This is a genomic window from Micromonospora matsumotoense (assembly GCF_900091525.1).
Taxonomy (GTDB): Bacteria; Actinomycetota; Actinomycetes; order Mycobacteriales; family Micromonosporaceae; genus Micromonospora; species Micromonospora matsumotoensis.
In genome coordinates, this window is sequence record NZ_FMCU01000010.1 from 129,188 (window position 1) to 153,173 (window position 23,986).

Here is a 23,986-nt window from a genome sequence, read left to right on the forward strand (position 1 = left end):
GGCCGGCCCACCCGAAGGCGTCAACGGTTGTCGGGGCTGTTCTCCGGCTTCGCGCCGTAGCGCGGCGGCGCGGACCACGGGGACTCGGTCCCGGTCCGCCGGGGCAGCGGCTCGGTGGGGGTGTCCAGGTCGGGGTAGCCGAGGGTGAGCGGGACGGTGTCCGGCTCGCTGCGGGCGGGCGGACCGGCCGGCGGCCAGTCGCTCGTGGCATAGCTGGGCGGCGGCGGGTTGTCGTAGTCGGCCGGGGCCGATTCCGCTGCGGTCACCGGCTGCGGCCAGCGCCGCCACCGCCGCACGCTGAACACGGCCATCAGCAGCAGTACGCCGATCAGGAACAGGGTGCCGTTCTGCACCGGCTGGCGCAGCGGCAGCGGGTCGCCGAGCACCTTCCAGCCGCTCGGAATCCAGTCGAGCACGGTGAACGGGGCGATGAACATCCCGACGTACGGGGTGATCAGCAGCAGCCCGGCGACGAGCGGCCCGACCGGTGAGGTGCGCAGCGTGCCGACCAGGCCGAGCAGAATGCCGGCGATGCCGAGGTAGACGGCCGGCTCGATCAGGTTGGCCGTGCTGTACGTGCCGATCTCCACCCAGCGGTCCACGGTCCGGCCCGACCCGTCCTGCCCGAGGGTGATCAGCACCCACGTGACGGGTGCCACCACCAACCCGGCGAGGAAGCTCCAGAGATGTCGCATTGGCGCACCGTACCGTTTCTGCCATGACCGAGCACCCCACCACCCCTCCCGGCAAGCCGACGTCGTACTCCCGGGTCACGCTGAGTCGCATCATGACCGCTGTCGATGTCAATCTGTACGGAACCGTGCACGGTGGGGTGTTGATGAAGTTCGTCGACGACGTGGCCGGTGCGGCGGCGGCCCGGCACAGCGGCGGTACGGCGGTGACCGCCTCGATCGACGAGATCGTCTTCTCCGAACCCGTCCGGGTGGGTGACCTGGTGCACGCCCACGCCCAGGTCAACTGGACGGGCAACACCTCGATGGAGGTGGGGGTGAAGGTGGTCGCCGAGCGCTGGGACTCGGCCGAGGACGAGCCGGTCCGGGTGGCCACCGCGTACCTCGTCTTCGTCGGCGTGGACGTGGCCGGCGCCCCCCGCCCGGTCCGCCCCGTCCTCCCGGAAACCCCCGACGACCACCGTCGCTACAAGGAGGCCGAGATCCGCCGCGCCCACCGCCTCGCCAAACGCCGCGCCATCCAAGCCCACCGCGCCTCCTGACCCCCACCTCCCCAGCTCGCCCCGGTGATCAAGAGGTTTACGTCAATCCCGCGCTGAAAACTGACCCAATCCTCTTGATCACCGGGGCGGGGCGGGGCGGGGCGGGGCGGGGGAGGTGGGGGGAAACGGATTGTGTGCGCGGGGCACGTTTCCGTGGTGGGCCCCGGTGTGGATGATGACGCTGCCAGGTAGGCAAGATGGCGGTATGGCCGGGCACAGTGCCGTGTGGGCCTCAGGGAGGGTGGAGCGGTGGGTGACGTGCTGTGGACGCCGCCGGCGGACGTACGCGAGCGGTCCCGGATCGGGGGCTACCTGCGGTGGCTGCGGGAGCACCGGGGGCTGGATTTCGCCGACTACGACGCGCTGTGGCAGTGGTCGGTCACCGACCTGGACGCCTTCTGGCGCTCGATCTGGGACCACTTCGAGGTGGTGGCGCACACCCCACCGACGGCGACCCTGGGTGATGCGGCGATGCCCGGCGCCCGGTGGTTCCCCGGCGCGACGCTCAACTACGCCGAGAACGTGCTGCGGATGCCCGGCCGCGCCGATGACGACCCGGTGGTGGTCGCCCACTCCCAGACCCGCCCGCCGGTCACCCTGACCGCCGCCGAGCTGCGCGAGCAGGTCCGTCGGGTGGCGGCCGGGCTGCGCCGGCTCGGCGTCGTCGCCGGGGACCGGGTGGCCGCGTACGCGCCGAACATCCCCGAGACGTACGTGCTGCTGCTGGCGACCAGCAGTCTCGGGGCGATCTTCTCGTCCTGTGCCCCGGAGTTCGGCACCCGCAGTGTCGTCGACCGCTGGCAGCAGATCGCGCCGAAGGTCCTGGTGGCCGTGGACGGCTACCGGTACGGCGACAAGCCGGTGGACCGGCGGGCCGAGGTGGCCGCGATCCGGGCCGCCCTGCCGTCGCTGGCGTACACCGTCGACATCGCCTACCTGCACCCGGCCGGCCCCGACAGCTCTGCCCCGGCCGATGCTGACCGCGCTGCCCTCCCGGTCGGTTCCGACGGCACTGCCCCGGCATCCGCGCTGCCCGGCACCCCCGCCGACCGCGCGGAGGCCGCGCCGGACGGCGTACCGCAGGGCGTCCTGAGCTGGGCCGAGTTGGCGGCGGAGACCGACGAGCCGCTGACCTTCACCCCGGTCCCGTTCGACCATCCGCTCTATGTGCTCTATTCCTCCGGCACCACCGGCCTGCCCAAGCCGATCGTGCACGGGCACGGCGGCATCCTGCTGGAACACCTCAAGATGCTGGCCCTGCACCACGATCTCGGCCCGGCCGACCGGTTCTTCTGGTTCACCACCACCGGCTGGATGATGTGGAACTTCCTGGTCTCCGGGCCGGCCGTGGGGACGACGATCGTGCTGTTCGACGGCAACCCCGGCCACCCGGACCTGGGTGCGCTGTGGCGACTGGCCGAGGAGACCGGCAGCACCTACTTCGGCACGTCCGCGCCGTTCCTGCTGGCCTGCCGCAAGGCCGGCCTGGTGCCCAAGGACCTCGCCGACCTGTCCGCGCTGCGCGGGGTCGGCTCCACCGGCGCGCCGCTGCCCGCCGAGGGCTTCACCTGGGTGTACGAGACGGTCGGCACCGACCTTCAGCTCCAGTCGCTGTCCGGCGGGACGGACGTCTGCACCGGCTTCGTCGGTGGGGTGCCGCTGCTACCGGTGTACGCCGGTGAGATCACCTGCCGGGCGCTCGGCGCGAAGGTGGAGGCCCGCTCGACCGACGGCACCCCGGTCATCGGGGAACTGGGCGAGCTGGTGATCACCGCGCCGATGCCGAGCATGCCGGTGGGATTCTGGAACGACCCGGACGGTCGCCGCTACACGGAGGCGTACTTCGACGTCTATCCCGGGGTGTGGCGGCACGGCGACTGGATCACGATCAACGAGCGGGGTGGCTGCGTGATCACGGGCCGCTCCGACGCCACCCTCAACCGGGGCGGCGTACGGCTCGGCACGGCCGAGTTCTACTCGGTGGTGGAGAGCCTCGACGAGGTGGTCGACTCGGTGGTGGTGCACCTGGAGGACGACGAGGGCGGGGCCGGGGAACTGCTGCTGTTCGTGGTGCTCGCCGAGGGTCTGGAACTCGACGACGCCCTCCGCAAGAAGATCGCCCGCGAGCTGCGTACCGCGTTGTCGCCCCGGCACATCCCCGACGAGATCCACCAGGTCAGGGCGGTCCCGCGCACCCTGTCGTCCAAGAAGCTGGAGGTCCCGGTCAAGAAGATCCTCACCGGCACCCCGGTCGACTCGGCCGCCGCCAAGGGTGCCCTGGCCAACCCCGAGTCCCTGACCGCCTTCGTCGCCTTCGCCCAAACCCGCCCCACCCCGTAACCCACCCCACCCTGCCCCGCCTGGCCCCACCCTGCCCCTTGCCCCGCTTGCCCCCCTTGCCCCGCCCTGTCCCCGCCCGCCCGCCCGCCCGCCCGGCCCCGCTCCGCCCGGCCCCGCCCGCCCGGCCCCGGTGATCAAGAGCTTTACGTCATCCAAGTCCCCCATTGCTGCCCCAAACCTCTTGATCACCGAACGCCGTCGCGTCGGGGGCGGGTGATCAAGAGGTTTACGTCGTCTGTTGGCCGGATGTTGACGTAAACCTCTTGATCACCGGGGCTGGGCGGGGAGGGGTGGGGTCAGGGGAGGGTGTGGGTGGTGCGTTCGGTGGTGGTGCGGGCGGGGAAGCGGGACCGGTCGGCGTTGCCGGTCAGCACGATCGTCGCCTGGCGGACCAGGGGGGCGAGCAGCCAGTCGCGCGGGTCGGGGTGGGTCGCCGCGTCGATGAGCAGGCGGTCGCCGGGGGAGATGCCGAGGGCCGTCGCGCGGGCGTCCGCCTGGGCCAGCAGGGCCGCGTCGGTGGGGCCACCCTGGGCGGACGGGGTGAAGTGGTCACCCTGGGTGCGTACCTCGACGACGTAGTCGGCGAATCCGGCGGGCACCTCGCGCAGCGGGGCGGCGAACGGGGCGAGCGCCAGCGCGTACCGGTCGCCGGCCGGCCAGGCGTCCACCTCGGTCACCCGGTCGGCGGCGGCGAAGAGCACGTCCACGTCACCCGGTTCGTCCCGCACCGTCAACCCGGCCGACCAGCAGCCGAGCAGCACCGCAGCGGTCTGCCAGTGCGGCGGCAGCAGCACCCCGGCCGGGTCGCCGGGGCTCAGGCCCAACTCGTCGACGAGCAGGTTGGCGGTCTTGGCCACCCAGTTCGCCAGGGTCGCGCCGGAGAGTTCGGTGCGTTCGCCGGTGGCGTCGTCATACCAGGTCAGCAGGGGGCGGGCGGGGTCGGCCGCGATCGCGGCGGCGAACACCCGGGCAATGTTGTCGGCCATCGGCGCGAACGATACGCCCCTGCCGCCCGTATTCGATGACGATGACAAGTCGGCGTACGGTCGGGTCGGAGTCAGCGTCCGTACCGGGCTCCGGCGTAGGCTTGCCCGGAGTGTTGTTCCCCACAGGCCCGCCATTGCAAGGAGTCGCCCCGTGACCGCCGGTCGCCCGCCCCGCGTGCTCATCGACGCCACGAGTGTCCCCGCCGACCGTGGCGGCGTCGGTAGATACGTCGATGGCCTGCTCGGAGCCCTCGGTACAGTCTGCGGGGAGACGGTCGACCTGGTCGTGGTGAGCCTGCGCACCGATCTGGAGCGCTACGCCCGGAAGCTGCCCGGGGCCGAGGTGATCCCCGCTCCGGCCGCCGTCGCCCACCGCCCGGCCCGGCTCGCCTGGGAGCAGACCGGCCTGCCGCTGCTCGCCCAGCAGGTCGGTGCCGAGGTGCTGCACTCGCCGTTCTACACCTGCCCGCTGCGGGCCGGCTGCCCGGTCACGGTGACCGTGCACGACGCGACGTTCTTCACCGAGCCGGAGCACTACGACAAGTCCCGGCGGACGTTCTTCCGCAGCGCGATCAAGACGTCGCTGCGCCGGGCCAGCCGGGTGATCGTGCCCAGCAAGGCCACCCGCGACGAGTTGATCCGGCTGCTCGACGCCGACCCGACCCGCATCGACGTGGCCTACCACGGGGTCGACCAGGACGCCTTCCACGCCCCGGGCGAGGAGGAGAAGGCCCGGGTACGGGCCCGGCTCGGGCTCGGCGGCAGCAGCTACATCGCCTTCCTCGGGGCCAAGGAGCCGCGCAAGAACGTACCCAATCTGATCCGGGGCTGGGCGCGGGCGGTGGGCGACCGGGAGAACCCGCCGGCCCTGGTGGTCGCCGGTGGTCAGGGGCACGACGACGACATCGACCGCGCGGTGGCCGAGGTTCCCTCGCACCTGCGGTTGCTGCGTCCCGGCTACCTGCGTTACGCCGACCTGCCCGGCTTCCTCGGCGGCGCGCTGGTCGCCGCCTACCCGTCGTACGGCGAGGGGTTCGGCCTGCCGATCCTGGAGGCGATGGCCTGCGCCGCCCCGGTGCTCACCACGCCCCGGCTCTCGCTGCCCGAGGTGGGCGGTGACGCGGTCGCCTACACCAGTGAGGACCCCGACCAGATCGCCACCGACCTGGCTGCCCTGCTCGACGACGAGCAGCGGCGGTTGTCGCTGGCCAAGGCGGGTTTCGACCGGGCCAAGGAGTTCACCTGGGCGTCCAGCGCCGAGGTGCACATCGCCGCGTGGAGCCGGGCGCGTTCCTGAGTGGTCGCTGGCCGTACGGCCGACCCGGCATCCGACCTGTGGCGGTTCGGGCATGATGTGCTGATGCTCTACGCCGTCATCCCGGCGGGTGGCAGCGGCACGAGGTTGTGGCCGCTGTCCCGCGCGGGGCACCCCAAGTTCCTCCATCCGCTCACCGGCACCGACGCGTCGCTGCTCCAGGCGACCGTGGGCCGGCTCGCGCCGTTGACCACACCGGAGCGCATCCTGGTGGTCACCGGGGCCGCCCACGCGGCGGCGGTGGCCCGGCAACTGGGCGGGGTGCCGGAGGAGAACATCCTGGTCGAGCCCTCGCCCCGGGACTCCTGCGCGGCGATCGCGTTGGCGGCGGCGGTGATCGCCCGGCGCGACGAGGCGGCGGTGATGGGCTCCTTCGCCGCCGACCACCTGATCCGCGACCCCGCCACCTGGGTGGAGACGGTCCGGGCGGCGATCGGTGGCGCCGAGCAGGGGCTGCTGATGACGGTGGGGATCACCCCGACCCGGGCCGAGACCGGCTACGGCTACCTGGAGACCGGTGAGCCGACCGGCGACGGACCGCTGCGTCCGGTGACCGAGTTCAAGGAGAAGCCGGCCGCGCCGGTCGCCGAGGCGTACCTGCGCTCGGGTCGGCATCTCTGGAACGCCAGCATGTTCGTCTGGCGGGTGGACGTCTTCCTCGCTGAGCTGGCCCGTCAGCAGCCGACCCTGCACGCCGGGGTGATCTCGATCGCGGCGGCCTGGGGCACCCCCGAGCAGGACGAGGTCCTCGGCGCGGTCTGGCCGACGCTGCCGAAGATCTCCGTCGACTACGCGGTGATGGAGGGCGCGGCCACCGCCGGCCGGGTCGCCACCGTGCCGGGCGACTTCGGCTGGAACGACGTGGGCGACTTCCACACCCTCGGTGAGGTGTTGCCCGCCGACCCGGCCGGCAACGTGGTGCTGGGCACCGACGCCAAGCCGGGGGTCCTGCTGCACGACGCCCACGACCTGGTGGTGGTGCCGCAGTCGGGTCGGCTGGTGGCCGCCCTCGGGGTCCGTGACCTGATCGTGGTGGACACCCCCGACGCGGTGCTGGTCTGCCCACGTGACCGGGCGCAGGACGTCAAGGCGCTGGTCGACGAGCTGAAGGCCAGGGGCGAGGACGGACTGGTCTGACCGCCGGGCGGCGTGACCCGCCCGGTGGCGTGGCGCTCCCACAGCCGGGCGGGCGTGGGTCGGAGCCTGCATGATCCTGAAGCGACGGGGCGTGCGGCCGGCGGGCCCGGTTCAGGGTGTCGGCGGCCGCGAGGTCAGCGGGGACGGCGGGCGTGGGCGGCCAGAGCCGGGGCGACGAGTTGGGCGGTGCCGCCGGCCAGCGGCTCCGGCAGCCGGTCGGTCGGGAACCAGCCGAGCGCCTCGGACTCGTCGCTGACCTGCTCGACCGCGTCCTGCGGGGCGAAGACCGCGAACCGCACGTCGTGGTGCAGCGAACCACCCTGGCAGGCCACCGGATGGATGTCCACGTCGATCGGGACGGGGTCGATGACCAGGCCGGCGATGCCGGACTCCTCGGTGGCCTCGCGCAGCGCCGCCCCGGCCAGCGTCTCGTCGCCCGGTTCGCAGTGCCCGCCGAGCTGCACCCAGCGGTGCAGCTTGCCGTGCAGGCAGAGCAGCACCCGGGCACCGGTGGCGTCGAGGATCAGCGCGCTCGCGGTGAGGTGGCCCGGCAGGTGGTGGCGGGTCAGGGCGACCGGGCCGTCGGCGAGCAGGGCGAGGGTACGGTCCCGCGCCTCGGCGGCGGCCGGCCCGGTCGGCGTCCAACCGGCCAGCACCGCCACCGCGTCCGCGTGCAGCGCCACGTTTCCGTCGCCGGGCACTCCGGGCGTGGTCCCGATGGTGCCGCCCGGCAAGGTGGCGGTGCCCGCCCCGGTGGTGCCGGTGGACTCGGCAGTCCCGCCCGGTTCGGTGGTACCGCTGGCCGGCTGGGTGGTGCCGCCCGGCGCGGTGGTGCCGGTCGGGTCGGCCGGGGAGGGGGCCGGGGCGGCGGGGGAGGCGTCGGGCATCCCGACACTCTACGAGCGTGCGCTCCCTACCCTGGTGCGGTGAGCCTGAGACTTCTGGAGTTCGTGGTGGCCGGCAACGAGGCCAGCGACCTGTTGCCGGTCCGGTCCCGGTCGCTGCTGCGGGCGCACGACGCCGTCCGTGGTTTCTGGACCGTGCTCGACGAGGGGCCGGTGGAGCAATGCCTGGCCCTGCTGCTGGAGCGCACCGACGGCGAGTGGGTCGCCCATCACGTGTCGGCCGACGCGGGGGTCGAGAACGGCCGTACCGAGGACGGTGAGGCGCTGGCCGCGCACGACGGCTGGGTGTACGTCTTCGGCTCGCACTTCGGTTCCAAGGCGGGCCCGCTGCGGCCCCGCCGGGCGTTCGTGGCCCGGTTCCGGGAGGACGACGCGGCCACCGGGACGCTGCCGGTGCAGGTGGTCCGCAACCGGTTCCGGGTGCACCGGGCGATCAACGACGCCCTGGTCAAGGCCGCGTTCGTCCCGTTGCCGCCGGGCGAGCGGGTCCGGCAGCGGTTCATCGGCGAGACGGTGTCGCGGGGCACGGCCCGGGCCAAGTCCTGGGTACGCCGGCTGGCCGACGGCGACCTGCCGCTGAACGTGGAGGCGGCGGCGTTCACCCCGCACGGGACGGTGCTGCTCGGGCTCCGCTTCCCGGTGACCGTGGACGGGGAACCGGTCCTGGTCGAGCTGGCCGGGGTCCCGGAGATGTTCACCCCGGGCGGCGGCTGGCCACGCGCCGGGCGGGCGTACGCGCTGACCGGGGTGACGCCGCCGGGCGCGCTGGTGGGCTTCCGGGCCGTCACCCCGACGGACGACGGCGGGTACGCGGCGGTGGTCGGGTCGATCGACGCGCTCGGCAAGGGCTCGGTGCTGCTGGACGACCATCCGACCGGCGGTGAGGTGACCTCGCGGCACGTCCGGTTCCGGGTTGAGCCGACCGACGACGATCGGATCGCGGGTGAGGTGGTGGCCGAGTTGACGCCGTTCCGGAACGTCGAGGGGGTGGCCGAGGTGGACGGACGCAGCTTCTACGTCACCGACGAGGACCACCGGGTGGCGCTCTGGATCGGCTGAACCGCCCCACCGCACGGGTGGCGGGGCCCGGGTGACACCTCTGCGGAACCAGGGCCGCAGACCCTCGTGGTGCCTCCCGGGCGCCACGTTTCCCTGGCCCCAGGCCACCCGGGGACGGTGGGGTGACCCCCACGCGTCGTGCCGGGCAGTAGGAGCATGCCAACCGACAGTACGGGCGTCGAGGTCTTTCAGTCCACGCTTAAAAGTGGAGATAAGTGCCGCCCGGTACAGTTCAGTGGGTCGGCGGGCCTCCCCCTGCCCCGCCCCAGGAGCGCTCGATGCTGACCATCCACTTCTCCCAGGAGGACATCCTCCGGACCCGGGTCGCCCCTGCCGCCGACCCGGTCTGGGAGCTGGTCCTCAGCCTGCACCTGCTCCAGGGGCGCACCCGCGACCCGCTGATGGCGGGCTGGCGACGTGGGGTCGCCGCCGGGCTGCGCCGGGAGACCGCCGCCGATCAGTTCCGGCTGCTGTTCGCGCTGAACCCGCCCCGCGGCTACTTTCCCGACTTCCTCACCCCGTACCAGAGCCTGGACGGGTTCGAGGCGGGGCTGGACGCCGTCCGGTCCACCCCGACCGGGCTGCTGCGCCGGGACCTGAACGTGCTGGCCGGGACGAACCTGCTGCCGTCGTCGGCCGCCGCGCTGGCCCGGGGCGAGCCGGAGGTGCTCCGCCACCTGACGGAGTCGATGACGCAGTACCGGTCGGTGGCGATCGACCCGTACTGGGGGCGGATCAGGGCCGCCGTGGAGGCCGATCGCGCGGTACGCGCCCGGGCCCTGCTCGACGGTGGCGCGGAGGGGCTGCTGGCGAGCCTGCGACCGGGGATGCGCTGGGAATCCGGCGTCCTCCAGGTCCTCGACTATCCGAACCGTCGGGAGTTGCACCTGGACGGTCGGGGGCTGCTGCTGGTGCCGTCGTTCTTCTGCGCGCGTACCCCGGTCGCCCTGCTCGACCCGGCGCTGCCGCCGGTGCTGGTCTACCCGGCCGACCGGCTCGGCGGGTTGGACCCGCCCCCGGGTGAGGGTGGGCGACCCGCCGGCGACGGCGGCCGGGAGGCGCTGGCGGCGTTGCTGGGCCGTACCCGGGCTGCGGTCCTTCAGGTCAGCGACGACGGCGCGACCACCGGCGAGGTGGCCCGCCGGCTGCACATCTCGGCCGCTGCGGCCAGCCAGCACACCACCGTGCTGCGCAACGCGGGGCTGCTGGTCAGCCGCCGGGACCGCAACACGGTGCTGCACACCCTGACCCCGCTCGGCCGGGCCATGCTCGACGCCTGACGCCTGACGCCTGACGCCTGACGCCTGACGCCTGACGCGCGGGGCGCTCATGGCGCCCGGCGCGCGGCGCAACTGCGCTGACATAGCGGTGTCCAACCTCGCGGAAACCGCCACTTCGGCGACATTGTGGTGATCACGACCGGCTCGGTCAGGGGCGGGTCGGTCGGCCCGCCGGGGGCGGGTCGGTCAGAGGGCCAGGCAGGCGCTGGCGATGCTGCCCGTCGGCGGCGGTAGCAGGGTGGACGGGACCCCCTCGGCGGCCAGTGCGATCCGCAGCCGGTGCAGGTCGGCGCCGAAACGCACCAGATCGGGCTGGTCGACGGGGGTGGGCGCCGTGCCGAGCAGCAGAGCGGTCGCCCCGGTCGGCCAGCCGTCGACGGTCGCGGCGAGACCGGCGCGTACCTCGTCGTCGGTGATCCGGGTGAAGGTGGTGCCGGGGGCGACCACCTCGGCCACCGCGGCGATCGCCCGGTCGACCGCCGCCGGGTCGGCCGGTGCCTCGCCGGGTCCGTCGGCCAGCGTCGCGGCGGCGCGTAGCCCGGCCGCCATCGCCTCGGCGGTGCCGAGCGAGAACAGGTCCAACGCGCTCTCCCGGACCAGGGCGGCAGCCCCGACCCCGTCGTCGACCGGCCGGATCGCCGGCGAACCGTCCCGGCGGTTGCCGTCGGACGGCCGGGGGTCAAGGTCGCCGTCGGCCGGTGGGGAGGTCGCCGGCAGGTAGCCCCGGACCACCGCCACCGGGACCTGGTCGCACTTGCCCTTGATCAGCTCGCCCGCGCCGGCCAGCTCGTCGACCACCGCCATCTGGGTCAGTTGCAGCTCGTTGCCGTAGGGGTCGACCTCGCCCCGGTGGTCCCGGATGGCGGCCATCCCGGCGACGCCGAGCGCCACGTCGGTCAGCCCGTTGCGCCAGGGCCGGCCCATCGTGTCGCTGATGATCACCGCGACGTCGATCCGGTAGCGGTCCCGCAGCGCGGCGCGCAGCGACCGGGCCGACGCGTCCGGGTCCACCGGGAGCAGCACCAGCCGGGTCTTGTCGACGTTCGAGGCGTCGATCCCGGCGGTGGCCATCACGAAACCGTGGTGGGTCTGCACGATCCGGGTCTGTCCCCGGACGGCCACCACCCGGGCGGTCTCGGCGGCCAACACCTCGTCCCGGGCGGCCAGCCGTTCCGGCCCGTCGGCCGGCACGTCCACCAGCCGGCCCTCCGCCTTCGACACGATCTTGCTGGTGACCACCAGCACGTCGCCGTCGCGCAGCCACGGTGCGGCCGTGCCGATCAGCACGGCCAGGTCGTCGCCCTCGGTCACGTCACCGATGCCCGGCACCGGCAGGATCTCCAGTCTCACACCAGCTCCATCGCGGCCCGGACCATCGCCGTGGTCGCCGCCTCGTCGGTCATCCGCAGCGGGACCGCGCGCACCGTCACCCCCGGCACCGTCACCCCGTCGTCCTCGGGCGCGACCAGCCAACCGTCGAGCAGGCCACCCTCGCTGCGACCGCCGTAGAGCCGGCCCACCCCGGCGGCGCTGCACTCGACGTCGAGCACCTCCAGGCACCGGTCGGCCATCCCGCGTACCGGTGCGCCGCCGATGATCGGCGACACCCCGACGACCCGGGCGGGGCCGGTGGCGACCGCGTCACGCAGGCCGGGCACCGCCAGCACCGGGGCGATGCTCACCACCGGGTTGCTGGGCGCGACCAGCACCACGTCGGCGGCGGCCAGCGCCTCGGTCACCCCGGGGGCCGGCTTGGCGGTGTCCGCGCCGACGAAGACGAACCGGTCGGTGGGCACGCCCGCCCGGTACCGGACCCACCACTCCTGGAAGTGGATGGCCCGCCGCTCGCCGTCCAGGTCGACCACCGCGTGTGTCTCCAGCCGGTCGTCCGTGGCCGGCAGCAGCCGTACGCCGGGCTGCCAGCGTGCGGCCAGCGCGTCGGTCACGTGCGACAGCGGATAACCGGCGGTGATCATGGTGGTGCGCACCAGGTGGGTGGCGACGTCCTTGTCACCGAGGGAGAACCAGCCCGGCTCGGCGCCGTACGCCGCCAACTCCTGCTTGATGGTCCAGCTCTCGTCGACCCGCCCCCACCCGCGTTCCGGGTCGGCGCCCCCGCCCAGGGTGTACAGGACGCTGTCCAGGTCGGGGCAGACCTTGAGTCCGTGCAGGTAGAGGTCGTCGCCGACGTTGACCACGGCGGTCACCTCGGCACCCACCTCACGGGCGTACGCCCGGACGCCGAGCAGGAATCGGGCACCCCCGATCCCGCCGGTCAGAACCACGATGCGCATGTCGTCCATCCTCCCGTACGGGACGCGTGCAGCCGGCGGGCGGCCCGGGAGACTAGGCTCACGTCGGCATCTGTCCGTTTCGCCCCGAGGGAGAGTTCGTGACCAGCCCCGCCGAGCCCGCGTCGCGCGACGCGTCGCAGGCCCGCCAGATCACCGCACCCCTGCGCGAACTCGCCGCGCTCGTCCTGCTCGGCGCGAACGCCGTGCTGCTCTTCGTCGGGTTCGTCCGGCTGCTCGTACCGACATCGGACTACAGCACCTTCTCGGGGCGGGCGGGGAGCGAGTTCTTCGCCTTCGTCGGCCTTGAGGCGACGGTGCTGCCGCTGCTGGCCGTGTTGCTGGTCACCCACCTCGCACCGGTGTCCGGTCGGGCCCGGCAGTTCACCCAGGTCGCCCTCGCCGAGTACGCCTTCGGCGCCCTGTTCGGCGTGTTGACCTTCCTGATCTGGCTGGTGGGCCGGCTGGCCGAGGCGGAGGTGCTGGACGCCCTGCTCGGCATGCTGACCCGGGCGGCCTGGTTGGCGCTGTTCGGGATGGCCGCCTTCGTGGTCTACCGGATCTGGCGCACCCTCTACCACGTCGCGAAGCCGAAGCCCCAGCCCGGCGTCTACGGTCAGCCGCAGTCCGGCTGGCCGCAGCAGCAGGGTGGCTACCCGGGCCAGGGCTACCCGCCCCCGGGTCACCCCGGCGCCGGGCAGTACGGCCAGCCCGGGTTCGCCCCGCCGCCGCAGTCCGCGCCGCCGTTCGGGGTCGCTCCGCAGTCCGCGCCGCCGTTCGGGGCGCCGCAGTCCGCCCCGCCGCAGTCCGGGCCACCGACCGGCATCCCGCCGCAGTCGGCCCCGCCGTTCGGGGCGCCGCAGTCCGCGCCGCAGTCGGCCCCGCCGTTCGGGCAGCCTCCGTCGGCCGACCCGACCCAGGCGATTCCGCGCCAGTCCACGGAGCCGACCACCGGCCCGGCCGACGCGGACGGCGACCGCACCCAGCCCTTCCGTCGGGACGACCCGAACACCCCGCACTGAGCCACACCCGGCCGGGCCGGTCCGCGCTGCGGCGTGCGCACCGACCCGGCCGGTGCGGTACCGCCCCCGCCCGTCCAGGTCGGCTCGGGTCGCGCCGGGTCGGGTCGGGTCGGGTCGGGTCGGGGATGATGTCACACCCGGCTCGCATGCCTGCCGGATCGTCCCGGCCAGCGCCTAGGCTGGGCGGATGGTTGACCGCACCGATCCCGGCCCGACCTCGGCGAGTGTGCGACGGGCGCTGCGCCGGGCCGCCACCGGGCGCGCGCTCGACGTCGACGAGGCCACCGCGCTGCTGAGCGCCCGGAATGCCGACCTGGACGAGTTGCTCCGGATCGCCGGGGAGGTCCGGGACGCCGGGCTGCGGGACGCCGGCCGGCCGGGCGTGGTGACGTACTCGAAGAAGGTCTTCATTCCGCTGACCCGGCTCTGCCGGGACCGGTGCCACTACTGCACCTTCGCGACCGTGCCGCACCGGCTGCCGGCGGCCTTCCTGGAGACCGACGAGGTGCTGGAGATCGCCCGGCAGGGCGCGGCCCTGGGCTGCAAGGAGGCCCTGTTCACCCTCGGTGACCGGCCGGAGGAGCGGTGGCCGGCGGCCCGCGCCTGGCTGGACGAGCGGGGCTACGACTCCACCGTGGACTACCTGCGGGCCTGCGCGGTGGCGGTGCTGGAGGAGACCGGGCTGCTGCCGCACCTCAACCCGGGGGTGCTCTCCTGGTCGGAGCTGCAACGGCTCAAGCCGGTCGCGCCGAGTATGGGGATGATGCTGGAGACCACCGCCACCCGGCTCTGGTCGGAGCCGGGCGGGCCGCACTTCGGCTCCCCCGACAAGGAACCGGCGGTGCGGCTGCGGGTGCTCGACGACGCCGGCCGGGTCGGGGTGCCGTTCACCACCGGCATCCTGATCGGCATCGGGGAGACCCCCGCCGAGCGGGTCGACGCGATCTTCGCGATCCGCCGGTCGCACCGGGAGTACGGCCACCTCCAGGAGGTGATCGTGCAGAACTTCCGGGCCAAGCCGGACACCGCGATGGGCGGCCTGCCCGACGCCGAGCTGCACGACCTGGCGGCCACCGTGGCGGTGGCCCGGCTGCTGCTCGGCCCGAAGGCCCGGCTCCAGGCCCCGCCCAACCTGATCGAGGACGAGTACGACCTGCTGCTGCGGGCCGGCATCGACGACTGGGGTGGGGTCTCCCCGCTCACCCCGGACCACGTCAACCCGGAACGGCCGTGGCCGCAGCTCGACGAGCTGGCCCGGCAGACCGAGAAGTCCGGCTTCACCCTGCGCGAGCGGCTGACGATCTACCCGGAGTACGTCCGGGTCGGCGACCCGTGGCTCGATCCCCGGCTGTCACCGCACGTCACCGCGCTCGCCGACCCGGCGACCGGGTTGGCCGTGGAGGCGGCCCGGCCGGTGGGCCGCCCGTGGCAGGAGCCGGAGGAGGTCTTCGGCGGCGGCCGGACCGATCTGCACGCCACCATCGACACCGCCGGCCGCACCGACGACCGGCGGGGCGACTTCGACAGCGTCTACGGCGACTGGGCGGAGGTCGCCGGCAAGGTGAGCCCCGCCGCGTCGGGCGGACCGGTGCCGGGTGCCGACGGCGACCTGCGGGCGGGGCTGCGGCTGGCGGCCGACGACCCGGCGGCGCTGCTGGAGCCCCGGCACGCCGACGCGGCCCTGGCGCTGTTCGGCGTGGACGGCCCGGCCCTGGACGCGCTGTGCCGGCTCGCCGACGACGTGCGTCGGGACACCGTCGGCGACGACGTCACCTACGTGGTCAACCGGAACATCAACTTCAGCAACGTCTGCTATGTGGGCTGCCGGTTCTGCGCGTTCGCCCAGCGGGAACGGGACGCCGACGCGTTCCGGTTGTCGGTGGAGCAGGTGGCCGACCGGGCCGAGGAGGCGTGGGCGGCCGGGGCCGGGGAGGTCTGCCTCCAGGGCGGCATCGACCCGAAACTGCCGGTGACCGGTTATGCCGACATCGTCCGGGCGATCAAGGCCCGGGTGCCCGGCATGCACGTGCACGCGTTCTCCCCGATGGAGATCGTCACCGCCGCCGCCAAGGCGGGCGTGCCGGTGCGGGACTGGCTGTCGATGCTGCGCGAGGCCGGCCTGGACACCATCCCGGGCACCGCCGCCGAGATCCTCGACGACGACGTGCGCTGGGTGCTCACCAAGGGCAAACTGCCGGCCGCCGCCTGGGTCGAGGTGGTCTCGACCGCTCACGAGCTGGGCATCCGCTCCAGCTCCACGATGATGTACGGCCATGTCGACCATCCCGGGCAGTGGCTGGCGCACTTCCGGGTCCTCGCCGGGGTGCAGGACCGCACCGGTGGGTTCACCGAGTTCGTGGCGTTGCCGTTCGTGCACACCAACGCGCCGATCTACCTGGCCGGCATCGCCCGTCCCGGCCCGACCTGGCGGGAGAACCGGATCGTGCACGCGATGTCCCGGCTGTTGCTGCACGGGCGGATCGACAACATCCAGTGCTCCTGGGTGAAGCTCGGCGACGAGGGCACCGTGGCGATGTTGCAGGGCGGCTGCAACGACCTGGGCGGCACCCTGATGGAGGAGACCATCTCCCGGATGGCGGGTTCGGGCAACGGTTCGGCGCGTACCGAGGAGCAGTTGCGGGCGATCGCCGCCGCCGCCGGACGTCCGGCGCGCAAGCGGACGACCGCGTACGGTCATCCGTCGCGATGACATCGAACCTTTCGCGCGTGCGGGCCGTACCAGTGTTCGCCGGCGGCGGTTGAGGCGAGGGCCGCCGCCGGCGACCTCGCGCTCCACACCGCGCGCGCTCACGCGCCGCCGGAGGAAAGGTTCCCCCATGACGAGCGAAGTGCGGAAGCGTTCCTGGCCGCGACTGACCCGGCGGCAGACACTGACCGCCGCGGCGAGTGCCACGCTGGGCGCGGCGGCGCTGACGGTGACCGGCGTGTCGGCCGCGCAGAACTCCCCGTCGGCCAGCAGCGCGGAGGGCCCGATCGTGGTCCACCTGCGCGACGCCAGGTCCGGGACGTTGGACGTCTTCGTCGGTACGTCCCGGATCGAGGTACGTGACCGGGGGCTGGCCGACCGGCTCCGTCGGGCTGCCGGGCGCGGCTGACCCGTCCGTCGCCACCGGGCGGTCCGACCTGTCCGTCGTCACCGGGTGGGGCGACCCGCCCGCTGTCCCGGGCGGCGCTGACCCGCCCGGCCCTCTTCCCCTTCACCGCCAGGCGCAGGCTCTCGGCGCCCGGTTCGTCATGCCCTGACTCCCCATGATCCCGCAAAGGTTGGTCCGCCATGTCGTCCCACCGCGAAGCACCGGAAATAAGCAAGGACCCGGTCGCCGACAGTTCCGACCTCTACGCCTTCGTCAGCCCCGACCGGCACGACTCGGTGACGTTGATCGCCAACTACGTGCCTTTGCAGCTCCCCTCGGGCGGCCCGAACTTCTTCGAGTTCGGCGACGACGTGCGGTACGAGATCCATATCGACAACGACGGTGACGGCCATCCCGACGTGACCTACCGGTTCGAATTCCGTACCGAGATCACGAACGAGAACAGTTTTCTCTACAACACCGGGCCGATCGAGTCGCTGGACAGCAAGAACTGGAACCGGCGGCAGTTCTACAAGCTGACCCGGGTGACCGACGGCAAGGAGCACGTGCTCGCCAACAAGCTGCCCTGCCCGCCGTGCAACGTGGGGCCGCTGTCCATCCCCAAGTACAACGACCTGGTCCGGCAGGCGACGTACAAGCTGTCGACGGGGGAGAAGGTGTTCGCCGGGCAGCGCGCGGACGGCTTCTTCGTCGACCTGGGCGCGATCTTCGACCTGGGTACGCTGCGGCCGTTCCAGCAGTTGCACGTGGCCGGCAAGAAGCTGTTCAAGACCGAGGGCGAGCCGGTCAACTCGGTGGACCGGATGAACGTGCACAGCATCGCGGTGCAGGTGCCGCTGAGCAAGGTCCGCCGCAAGTCCAACCGGTACGGCGTGGGCGACCGGGCCTCGACGATCGGGGTCTGGACGACGGCGTCCCGGCAGCAGGTGCGGGTGCTCGGCGACAAGGTCGCCGCGGACGCCGCGATCGGCCCGTGGACCCAGGTGTCCCGGCTGGGCAACCCGCTGTTCAACGAGGTCATCGTGCCGATGTCCAAGAAGGACCTGTGGAACACGCTGCCGCCGACCGAGGACAAGCGGTTCGCCCGGTTCGTCGAGCAGCCGGAGTTGGCGGCGTTGCTGCCGGTGCTCTACCCGGGTGTCTTCCCCAACCTGGACGCGCTGAACAAGTCCAAGAAGCCCCGGGCCGACCTGCTCGCCATCCTGCTCACCGGCATTCCGTCCGGGCTGATCGACGGCTTCACGAACCTCACCGGTGACGTGCAGGCCGACATGCTGCGGTTGAACACCGCGATCAAGCCGAGCAGCCGGCCCAACCAGTTCGGTCTGCTGGGCGGGGACCTGGCTGGCTTCCCCAACGGCCGCCGGGTCGTCGACGACGTGGTGAGCATCGCGTTGCGGGCGGTGGCCGGGGTCACCGTGCCGCTGGTGGACAAGAAGTTCAGGCCGGACGCGGCAGCCGGTGCGGTCACCCCCGGCCTGAGCGCCGCCGACGTGACGGCGCCCTTCCTGCGGGACTTCCCCTTCCTCGGCACGCCGTACGACGGGTTCAACAACCCGGCCGCGGCGAAGTCCTGACCGGACGGAGAGCGGCGTGAGCGGGCACCACCACCATCATCATCACCAGTACGGGCCGACGGAGAGCGGCACGGTGATGCTCGACGTCGGTGGTGACACCGGCGCACTGATCATCTATACCGGACGTGACCAGCACGGCCGGGAGATCGAGATCAGCCGGGTCGACCAGGGCGGCGCGGTGCGGACGCACTCCGCCGTGCGGGAGCGGATCGTCCGGGACGGGGTGTTCCACAGTGCCGTCTATCCGGACCTGACGGCGGGTCTCTATACCGTCTGGTGGGACGAGGAGACGCCCGCCGGAACGATCTCCGTCAACGGGGGGTCGATCGCCGAATTCACCTGGCCGACCAGCCCATCACGGTCGGCCTGAGCGCCGCATCAGCCGTACCGACCCGAGCGCCCCGTCCACAATGTGGACGGGGCGCTGTCGTTATTTCCGGCTCGACGAGCGATCCGGGGCCAACCGCGTTAACCTGTCCCCCACCATGCTCATGATCTTGGCGAGACCGGCCGACCGGAGCGTCGGACGGCGTTCCCCGGAGGCGTCCGGGACGGCGACGCCACGGCAGAAATCTGGGGCAACTCGCCGGAGAGGGCGTTACTCGCCCGGGGTCTGAATCGATAGGGCAGGTTGCGAGGGCCGGGTGGTCCGGGTGACCGTCCGGCGGCGTGTCGGGAGGGCGACTCCATTATCAAGTTCGGCTTGACGGCGCACGCATTACACGCGTGTAATTTCGATGGGGTTGTTCGCGCGGAACGCACAAATAGGGACCGGACGGACAAGCACGCCTTTCGCGTGGGGGGTTGCAGCGGCGGCGACGTCGGTGCGCGACAAGGAGGCATCTGATGGACGGCCAGCTTGAGGTGGCCGACCTGCTCGGAAACGCGCCGGAGTGGCAGGAGCGGGCACTGTGCTCGCAGACCGACCCGGAAGCGTTCTTCCCCGAGAAGGGCGGCTCGACCCGCGAGGCGAAGCGGATCTGTTCGCGGTGCGAGGTCAAGACGGAATGCCTCGAATACGCTCTCGGGCACGACGAGCGGTTCGGGATCTGGGGTGGGCTCTCCGAGCGGGAGCGGCGCAAGCTCAAGCGGCGGGCCGCCTGAGTGGAAGGGTTGAGCCGGGGCGGTGGGGGCCGCCCGGCTCACGCCCGACGACGGTCGCGGGGGTGACCGGCATCGGGGAGGTGGTCCGGCCACAGTGGTGGCGGGCCGCAACGGCGGTGCACCGGGTCACGGCGTGACCCGGTGCGGGGCCCGGTGACGGTCGGGTCAGTTCCCGGGCCGCGGTCCTGGCAGCTCCGGGAAGCAGTGCGCGAGGGTCGACCCCGGCATCGGGTGCTCGGCCCTGCGGTGGGCTGGTGTCCGCCCGTGCGGCGGGTGGCCCGGGGTGTCACCGGTGGCGTAGGTTCAGGTCAGCTCGTCCGGGTCGACCCCGAGCAGGTTCGCCACCTGTTCGATGATCACGTCGTGGACCAGGTCGGCCAGGTCCTCACGGTCCATCGCGCGAAACTCCAACGGCCGCCGGTAGAGCACGATCCGGGGCGGCACCTCCTGCCGGCCCGGCCGGCCGGGCAGCAACCGGGCCAGCGGCACCTCGCCGTCCTCCAGCACGTCGGAGTCGTAGACATTCAGATCCGGCGGCACGTCCTCGACGGCGAACTCGACGCCGGCCAGCTCCGTGGCGAACCGGCGCTCCAGGGTTTCCACCGTGTCCAGCACCAGGTCGTCGAAGATCTCGGCCTTGGTCCGGGCCAGCGGTACGGTCGCCGGCACCAACCGCCCGCGCAGGCCACGTCCGTGCCGGTCGCGGTGGTTGCGCCGGCCGGAGCCGGGGCGGCGGCGTTCCGGGCTCGTCATGAGCCAAAGGGTAGCCCTCGGCCCGGCCCGCCCGGTGGCAGCACGCCTCGACGGGCGCGGCGGGGCGTCAGGTGCGAATTGTGATCACGGTGACGGGCGTGTCGGAAAGCGAACCGGTGCGCCGGACCCGGTAATGGGGATACCCTGCCGCACGTGAGGTCACCACGGCGCTGCTCCCGTAACGCATGCCCCCGGCAAGCGGTTGCCACATTGACCTATGTCTACAACGAGTCGACCGCGGTGGTGGGCCCGTTGGCGGCGTTCGCCGAGCCGCACACGTACGACCTGTGTGAGCAGCACGCCCGGAGCCTGACCGCCCCCCGGGGCTGGGACGTCGTCCGGCACGAGGGCGAGTTCGAGCCGCCACCGCCCACCACCGACGACCTGGTCGCCCTGGCCGAAGCCGTCCGCGAGGCGGCCCGCCCGGTCGCCCCCCGCCCACCCCAGGACGACCCCCACCCCCACCCCCAGAACCCCCCCACCGGCCGCCGAGGCCACCTCCGAGTAATCCCCCCCAACCACTAACCCCCCCCGTACACCCTCGGCTGTCCCGGCTGCCGGCTGTCCCGGCTGCCGGCCGTCCCCGGTGATCAAGAGGTTTGCGTCAAGTGGGAGATCAACTTTGACGCAAACCTCTTGATCACCGGGGACAGTGGCTTGTGGAGAGGGTGGGCTGGGGTTGGGGTGTGGTTCTGCGGTGGGGTGGGGTCGGGTACTCAGGAGCAGGTCGTGGGCCGGTGCAGACGATCGCGGCGGCGGCGGCGGTGTGGGTGAGTGGGTGGGGGAGCTACAGGCGGGACCACGCCTCGGTCAGGACGGCGCGCAGGATCTGCTCCATCTCGTCGAACTGCTCCTGCCCGGCGATCAGCGGCGGGGCGAGCTGGATCACCGGGTCACCCCGGTCGTCGGCCCGGCAGTAGAGCCCGGCGGCGAACAGCGCCGACGACAGGAAACCGCGCAGCAGCCGCTCCGACTCGGCCTCGTCGAAGGTCTCCCGGGTCGCCTTGTCCTTGACCAGTTCGATGCCGTAGAAGTAGCCGTCCCCCCGGACATCGCCGACGATCGGCAGCTCGGTGAGCTTCTCCAGGGTGGACCGGAAGGCGTCCTCGTTGGCCCGGACGTGGCCGGTCAGGTCCTCCCGGGCGAAGACCTCCAGGTTGGCCAGGGCCACCGCGCAGGAGACCGGGTGGCCGCCGAAGGTCACCCCGTGGGCGAACATGCCGGTCTCGGTGAGGAACGGCTCCATCAGCCGGTCACTGGCGATCATCGCGCCGAGCGGGGCGTAACCGGAGGTGATGCCCTTGGCGGTGGTGATGATGTCGGGCTGGTAGCCGTACCGGACGGCGCCGAAGTACTCGCCGAGCCGGCCCCACGAGCAGATCACCTCGTCGGAGACGAGCAACACGTCGTACGCGTCGCAGATCTCGCGTACCTGCTGGAGGTAACCGGGCGGCGGCGGGAAGCAGCCGCCGGAGTTCTGCACCGGCTCCAGGAACACCGCCGCGACCGTGTCCGGCCCCTCCCGCTCGATGGCCCGACGGATCTCGTCGGCGGCCCAGCGGCCGAACGCCTCGGGCGAGTCGCCGTGTTCGGGGGCCCGGTAGAAGTTGGTGTTCGGCACCTTGATCCCGCCCGGCACCAGCGGCTCGAAGTCGCTCTTGATGCCGGGGAGGCCGGTGATCGACAGGGCGCCCATCGAGGTGCCGTGATAGGCGAGGTAGCGGCTGACCACCTTGTGCTTGTTGGGCTTGCCGGTGCGCTTGAAGTAGGCGCGGGCCAGCTTCCACGCCGACTCGACGGCCTCCGAGCCGCCGGTGGTGAAGAAGACCCGGTTCAGGTCGCCGGGCGTCAGCGAGGCGATCTTCTCGGCCAGCTCCACCGCCTTCGGGTGGGCGTACGACCAGAGCGGGAAATACGCCAGCTCGGCGGCCTGCTTCGCGGCTGCCTCGGCCAGCTCGGTACGCCCGTGACCGGCGTTGACGACGAACAACCCGGCGAGCCCGTCCAGGTAACGACGGCCCTGCGAGTCCCAGACGTACGTGCCCTCGCCGCGCACGATGGTGGGCACCTCGCCGGCCGAGTAGCTGGCCATCCGGGTGAAGTGCATCCAGAGGTGGTCGGTGGCGTTGGCCATGTCAGCCCCATCGGGTCTCGGGCCGGTCAGGGGTGACACCGGCCGCTCTGCCCACGGTTATCCCACAGCCTGACCGCGAAATGCAAGCCCACTTCGCCTTCAAGGCGACGGATTCAGCGCGACCGGGGATAGTTGGCAACGGAATCCGCACACCTCCGATCGGCTCGCCCGTCACCCCGCCCCGCGCCCCGCCCCGCCCCGCCCCGCCCCGCGCCCCGCCCCGCCCCGCGCCCCGCGCCCCGCCCCGCCTCGGTCGGCGGAGAATCGCTTGATCCACTCCTTGGGGTCGATATGGCGGTATCCGGGATGGCGGGACACCGCTGTATCGGCCCCCTGGAGTTGATCAACCCGGATGGCGGTCTGGAGCGGGCGTTTCGGGACGCTTGCGGGGCGTTCTCGGCGCACCTCGGGGGCTTTCGGAGAGGTCCCGCGCCGACACGCCGATGACGGGCGGATCTCGACACGCGCTGTCGCTAGGGTGCGCCGGAGCGTGTCGGTCGGGCGGGAGGGGCTGCCGTGTGAACGAGGTGCTTCGCGTGGCGATGGCCGAGCGCGGGGAGACGGTGGAGTCCCTCGCGCATCGGGTCGGGGTCGATCCGAAGACGGCCGGCCGGTGGCTCAGTGCCGGGCGGGTGCCGCATCCCCGGACCCGGGTCGCGGTGTCCGGGATTCTCGGTCGGGAACCCGCCGAACTCTGGCCCGAGCCCTACCGTCGCCGCGATCTGCCCTGGTTCCGTCCGTGGGCAGAACTGGAGCAGGACGCCACGTCGATCCGTTCATACCAGTCGTTGCTCGTGCCGGGCCTGCTCCAGACCGAGGAGTACGCCCGAGCGGTTCTAGGGACCGGCGGCCTGCTCCCGCCCGACGAGGTTGCGCAACTGGTGGGCGGGCGGTTGGAGCGACAGGTCCTGCTCGACCGCGACCCTCCAGCCCAGTTGGTTTTCGTGATCGACGAGGCGGTGCTCCACCGAGTGGTTGGCGATCGCGTGACCATGGCCGGACAGGTGGCCCACTTGGCGGCCGTCGTCGGGCGGGAGCACGTGCAGGTGCGGGTAGTTCCGCTCGGTGGCCCCTGGCACACCGGTCTGGCCGGACCGTTCATGCTGGCTCGGCTGCTCGACGGCAGCGAGCTGGCCTATCTGGACAATCAGCTCCGTGGCGAGCTGGTGACCGAGAGCGCCGACATTGCTAGCCTGGGCAGAAGGTGGGAGAGCGTGGCCGGCGAGGCGCTGCCCGCTCGTCGGTCGAACGAGCTGATCCGGGAAGCGGTGGAGAGATGGACGTGATCGAGCCCCGCTGGCGGACCGCCAGCCGCAGCAGCAACAACGGCGGTGACTGTGTCGAGGTGGCGGACAATCTGGCGGGTCGGGTGCTGGTGCGCGACAGCAAGGACCGGGCCGGCGGCATGCTGAGCTTCGCCCCCGAGGTCTGGCGCATCTTCGTGGCCGCCAGAAGTGAGCGGTGAAGAGATGGACCTGATCGAGCCCTGCTGGCGTACGGCAACTCGGAGCAGCAGCAATGGCGGTGACTGTGTCGAGGTGGCGGACAATCTGGCGGGTCGGGTGCTGGTGCGCGACAGCAAGGATCGGGCCGGTGGCACGCTGAGCTTCGCCCCCGACGCCTGGCGCACCTTCGTCGCTGCCACCTCCCGCTGAACGCTCTTCACCCCGAGTGGCCGCGCCGTCTCCCGCCGCGCGCAGCCTTCCGCTGCGCGCCTCGTCGTCGCTTGATCG

General features: G+C 72.5%; 23 protein-coding genes. 16 read left to right on the plus strand and 7 right to left on the minus strand.

Annotated elements, in window-relative coordinates:
- Positions 1–20: 20 nt before the first annotated feature.
- The gene (locus GA0070216_RS20340; RefSeq protein WP_091248312.1) at positions 21–695 is read right to left on the minus strand and encodes a hypothetical protein; all 675 of its coding nucleotides are present in this window, start codon (positions 693–695) and stop codon (positions 21–23) included.
- A 23-nt stretch (positions 696–718) separates the two neighbouring features.
- Here GA0070216_RS20340 and GA0070216_RS20345 point away from each other — a divergent pair, with 23 nt between their 5' ends.
- Both GA0070216_RS20345 and GA0070216_RS20350 read left to right on the plus strand, forming a co-directional pair.
- Entirely contained in the window at positions 719–1,234 is a 516-nt protein-coding gene (locus tag GA0070216_RS20345; RefSeq protein ID WP_091248315.1) for an acyl-CoA thioesterase, read from the plus strand.
- Between the two features lie 249 nt (positions 1,235–1,483).
- The gene (locus tag GA0070216_RS20350; RefSeq protein ID WP_091248318.1) at positions 1,484–3,574 is read left to right on the plus strand and encodes an acetoacetate--CoA ligase; all 2,091 of its coding nucleotides are present in this window, start codon (positions 1,484–1,486) and stop codon (positions 3,572–3,574) included.
- A 296-nt stretch (positions 3,575–3,870) separates the two neighbouring features.
- On the opposite strand, the gene GA0070216_RS20355 is transcribed toward GA0070216_RS20350, so the two are convergent.
- The gene (locus GA0070216_RS20355) at positions 3,871–4,560 is read right to left on the minus strand and encodes a TIGR03089 family protein (RefSeq protein WP_091248321.1); all 690 of its coding nucleotides are present in this window, start codon (positions 4,558–4,560) and stop codon (positions 3,871–3,873) included.
- A gap of 151 nt (positions 4,561–4,711) precedes the next feature.
- Here GA0070216_RS20355 and GA0070216_RS20360 point away from each other — a divergent pair, with 151 nt between their 5' ends.
- Both GA0070216_RS20360 and GA0070216_RS20365 read left to right on the plus strand, forming a co-directional pair.
- Complete coding sequence (locus GA0070216_RS20360; RefSeq protein WP_091248325.1) at positions 4,712–5,857, plus strand: glycosyltransferase family 4 protein; 1,146 nt, start codon at positions 4,712–4,714, stop codon at positions 5,855–5,857.
- Between the two features lie 63 nt (positions 5,858–5,920).
- Positions 5,921–7,012 carry a mannose-1-phosphate guanylyltransferase gene (locus GA0070216_RS20365; protein WP_091248624.1) on the plus strand — a complete coding sequence of 364 codons (1,092 nt, stop codon included), beginning with the start codon at positions 5,921–5,923 and terminating at the stop codon, positions 7,010–7,012.
- A gap of 134 nt (positions 7,013–7,146) precedes the next feature.
- Here the strand turns inward: GA0070216_RS20365 and GA0070216_RS20370 are convergent, their stop codons facing one another.
- Positions 7,147–7,731: an NUDIX hydrolase gene (locus tag GA0070216_RS20370; RefSeq protein ID WP_245722613.1), complete on the minus strand. Its 585-nt coding sequence runs from the start codon at positions 7,729–7,731 to the stop codon at positions 7,147–7,149.
- Between the two features lie 207 nt (positions 7,732–7,938).
- Between GA0070216_RS20370 and GA0070216_RS20375 the strand changes: the two genes are divergently transcribed.
- Complete coding sequence (locus GA0070216_RS20375) at positions 7,939–8,976, plus strand: hypothetical protein (RefSeq protein WP_091248328.1); 1,038 nt, start codon at positions 7,939–7,941, stop codon at positions 8,974–8,976.
- Positions 8,977–9,254: 278 nt separating this feature from the next.
- Positions 9,255–10,256 (plus strand): ArsR/SmtB family transcription factor, encoded by a 1,002-nt coding sequence (locus tag GA0070216_RS20380; RefSeq protein ID WP_091248332.1) that lies wholly within the window; start codon positions 9,255–9,257, stop codon positions 10,254–10,256.
- Between the two features lie 186 nt (positions 10,257–10,442).
- Here the strand turns inward: GA0070216_RS20380 and GA0070216_RS20385 are convergent, their stop codons facing one another.
- Complete coding sequence (locus tag GA0070216_RS20385) at positions 10,443–11,606, minus strand: coenzyme F420-0:L-glutamate ligase (RefSeq protein WP_091248335.1); 1,164 nt, start codon at positions 11,604–11,606, stop codon at positions 10,443–10,445.
- On the minus strand, positions 11,603–12,550 hold the full coding sequence (gene cofD / locus GA0070216_RS20390) for a 2-phospho-L-lactate transferase (RefSeq protein ID WP_091248339.1): 948 nt from the start codon (positions 12,548–12,550) through the stop codon (positions 11,603–11,605). Before cofD ends, GA0070216_RS20385 begins: the two co-directional genes overlap by 4 nt.
- 98 nt (positions 12,551–12,648) lie before the next feature.
- Between cofD and GA0070216_RS20395 the strand changes: the two genes are divergently transcribed.
- From GA0070216_RS20395 to GA0070216_RS20420, 6 genes are all read left to right on the plus strand, one after another.
- Positions 12,649–13,569, plus strand: coding sequence for a hypothetical protein (locus tag GA0070216_RS20395; RefSeq protein WP_091248342.1), 921 nt, complete (start codon positions 12,649–12,651; stop codon positions 13,567–13,569).
- Positions 13,570–13,756: 187 nt separating this feature from the next.
- The gene (locus tag GA0070216_RS20400; protein ID WP_091248346.1) at positions 13,757–16,279 is read left to right on the plus strand and encodes a bifunctional FO biosynthesis protein CofGH; all 2,523 of its coding nucleotides are present in this window, start codon (positions 13,757–13,759) and stop codon (positions 16,277–16,279) included.
- 127 nt (positions 16,280–16,406) lie between these two features.
- Positions 16,407–16,685: a hypothetical protein gene (locus GA0070216_RS20405; protein WP_091248350.1), complete on the plus strand. Its 279-nt coding sequence runs from the start codon at positions 16,407–16,409 to the stop codon at positions 16,683–16,685.
- A 179-nt stretch (positions 16,686–16,864) separates the two neighbouring features.
- The gene (locus tag GA0070216_RS20410) at positions 16,865–18,262 is read left to right on the plus strand and encodes a DUF4331 domain-containing protein (RefSeq protein ID WP_091248354.1); all 1,398 of its coding nucleotides are present in this window, start codon (positions 16,865–16,867) and stop codon (positions 18,260–18,262) included.
- Positions 18,263–18,338: 76 nt separating this feature from the next.
- A complete protein-coding gene (locus tag GA0070216_RS20415; RefSeq protein WP_091248631.1) occupies positions 18,339–18,632 on the plus strand; it encodes a phospholipase in 294 nt (97 codons plus the stop codon).
- 476 nt (positions 18,633–19,108) lie between these two features.
- Positions 19,109–19,366 (plus strand): WhiB family transcriptional regulator, encoded by a 258-nt coding sequence (locus GA0070216_RS20420; protein WP_007455784.1) that lies wholly within the window; start codon positions 19,109–19,111, stop codon positions 19,364–19,366.
- Between the two features lie 303 nt (positions 19,367–19,669).
- On the opposite strand, the gene GA0070216_RS20425 is transcribed toward GA0070216_RS20420, so the two are convergent.
- Complete coding sequence (locus tag GA0070216_RS20425; RefSeq protein WP_091248357.1) at positions 19,670–20,119, minus strand: metallopeptidase family protein; 450 nt, start codon at positions 20,117–20,119, stop codon at positions 19,670–19,672.
- A 153-nt stretch (positions 20,120–20,272) separates the two neighbouring features.
- On the opposite strand from GA0070216_RS20425, the gene GA0070216_RS20430 reads away from it, so the two are divergent.
- Positions 20,273–20,644 carry a DUF3499 domain-containing protein gene (locus GA0070216_RS20430; protein ID WP_091248361.1) on the plus strand — a complete coding sequence of 124 codons (372 nt, stop codon included), beginning with the start codon at positions 20,273–20,275 and terminating at the stop codon, positions 20,642–20,644.
- A gap of 262 nt (positions 20,645–20,906) precedes the next feature.
- On the opposite strand, the gene GA0070216_RS20435 is transcribed toward GA0070216_RS20430, so the two are convergent.
- Positions 20,907–22,253 carry an aspartate aminotransferase family protein gene (locus GA0070216_RS20435; RefSeq protein WP_091248365.1) on the minus strand — a complete coding sequence of 449 codons (1,347 nt, stop codon included), beginning with the start codon at positions 22,251–22,253 and terminating at the stop codon, positions 20,907–20,909.
- 542 nt (positions 22,254–22,795) lie between these two features.
- On the opposite strand from GA0070216_RS20435, the gene GA0070216_RS20445 reads away from it, so the two are divergent.
- Genes GA0070216_RS20445 through GA0070216_RS20455 form a run of 3 tightly spaced genes read left to right on the plus strand, consistent with a single transcriptional unit; the run spans position 22,796 to position 23,908 of the window.
- Positions 22,796–23,539, plus strand: coding sequence for a Scr1 family TA system antitoxin-like transcriptional regulator (locus GA0070216_RS20445; RefSeq protein WP_245722614.1), 744 nt, complete (start codon positions 22,796–22,798; stop codon positions 23,537–23,539).
- Positions 23,530–23,718, plus strand: coding sequence for a DUF397 domain-containing protein (locus GA0070216_RS20450; protein ID WP_091248372.1), 189 nt, complete (start codon positions 23,530–23,532; stop codon positions 23,716–23,718). Before GA0070216_RS20445 ends, GA0070216_RS20450 begins: the two co-directional genes overlap by 10 nt.
- A 4-nt stretch (positions 23,719–23,722) precedes the next feature.
- Complete coding sequence (locus GA0070216_RS20455) at positions 23,723–23,908, plus strand: DUF397 domain-containing protein (RefSeq protein ID WP_091248375.1); 186 nt, start codon at positions 23,723–23,725, stop codon at positions 23,906–23,908.
- Positions 23,909–23,986 lie beyond the last annotated feature (78 nt).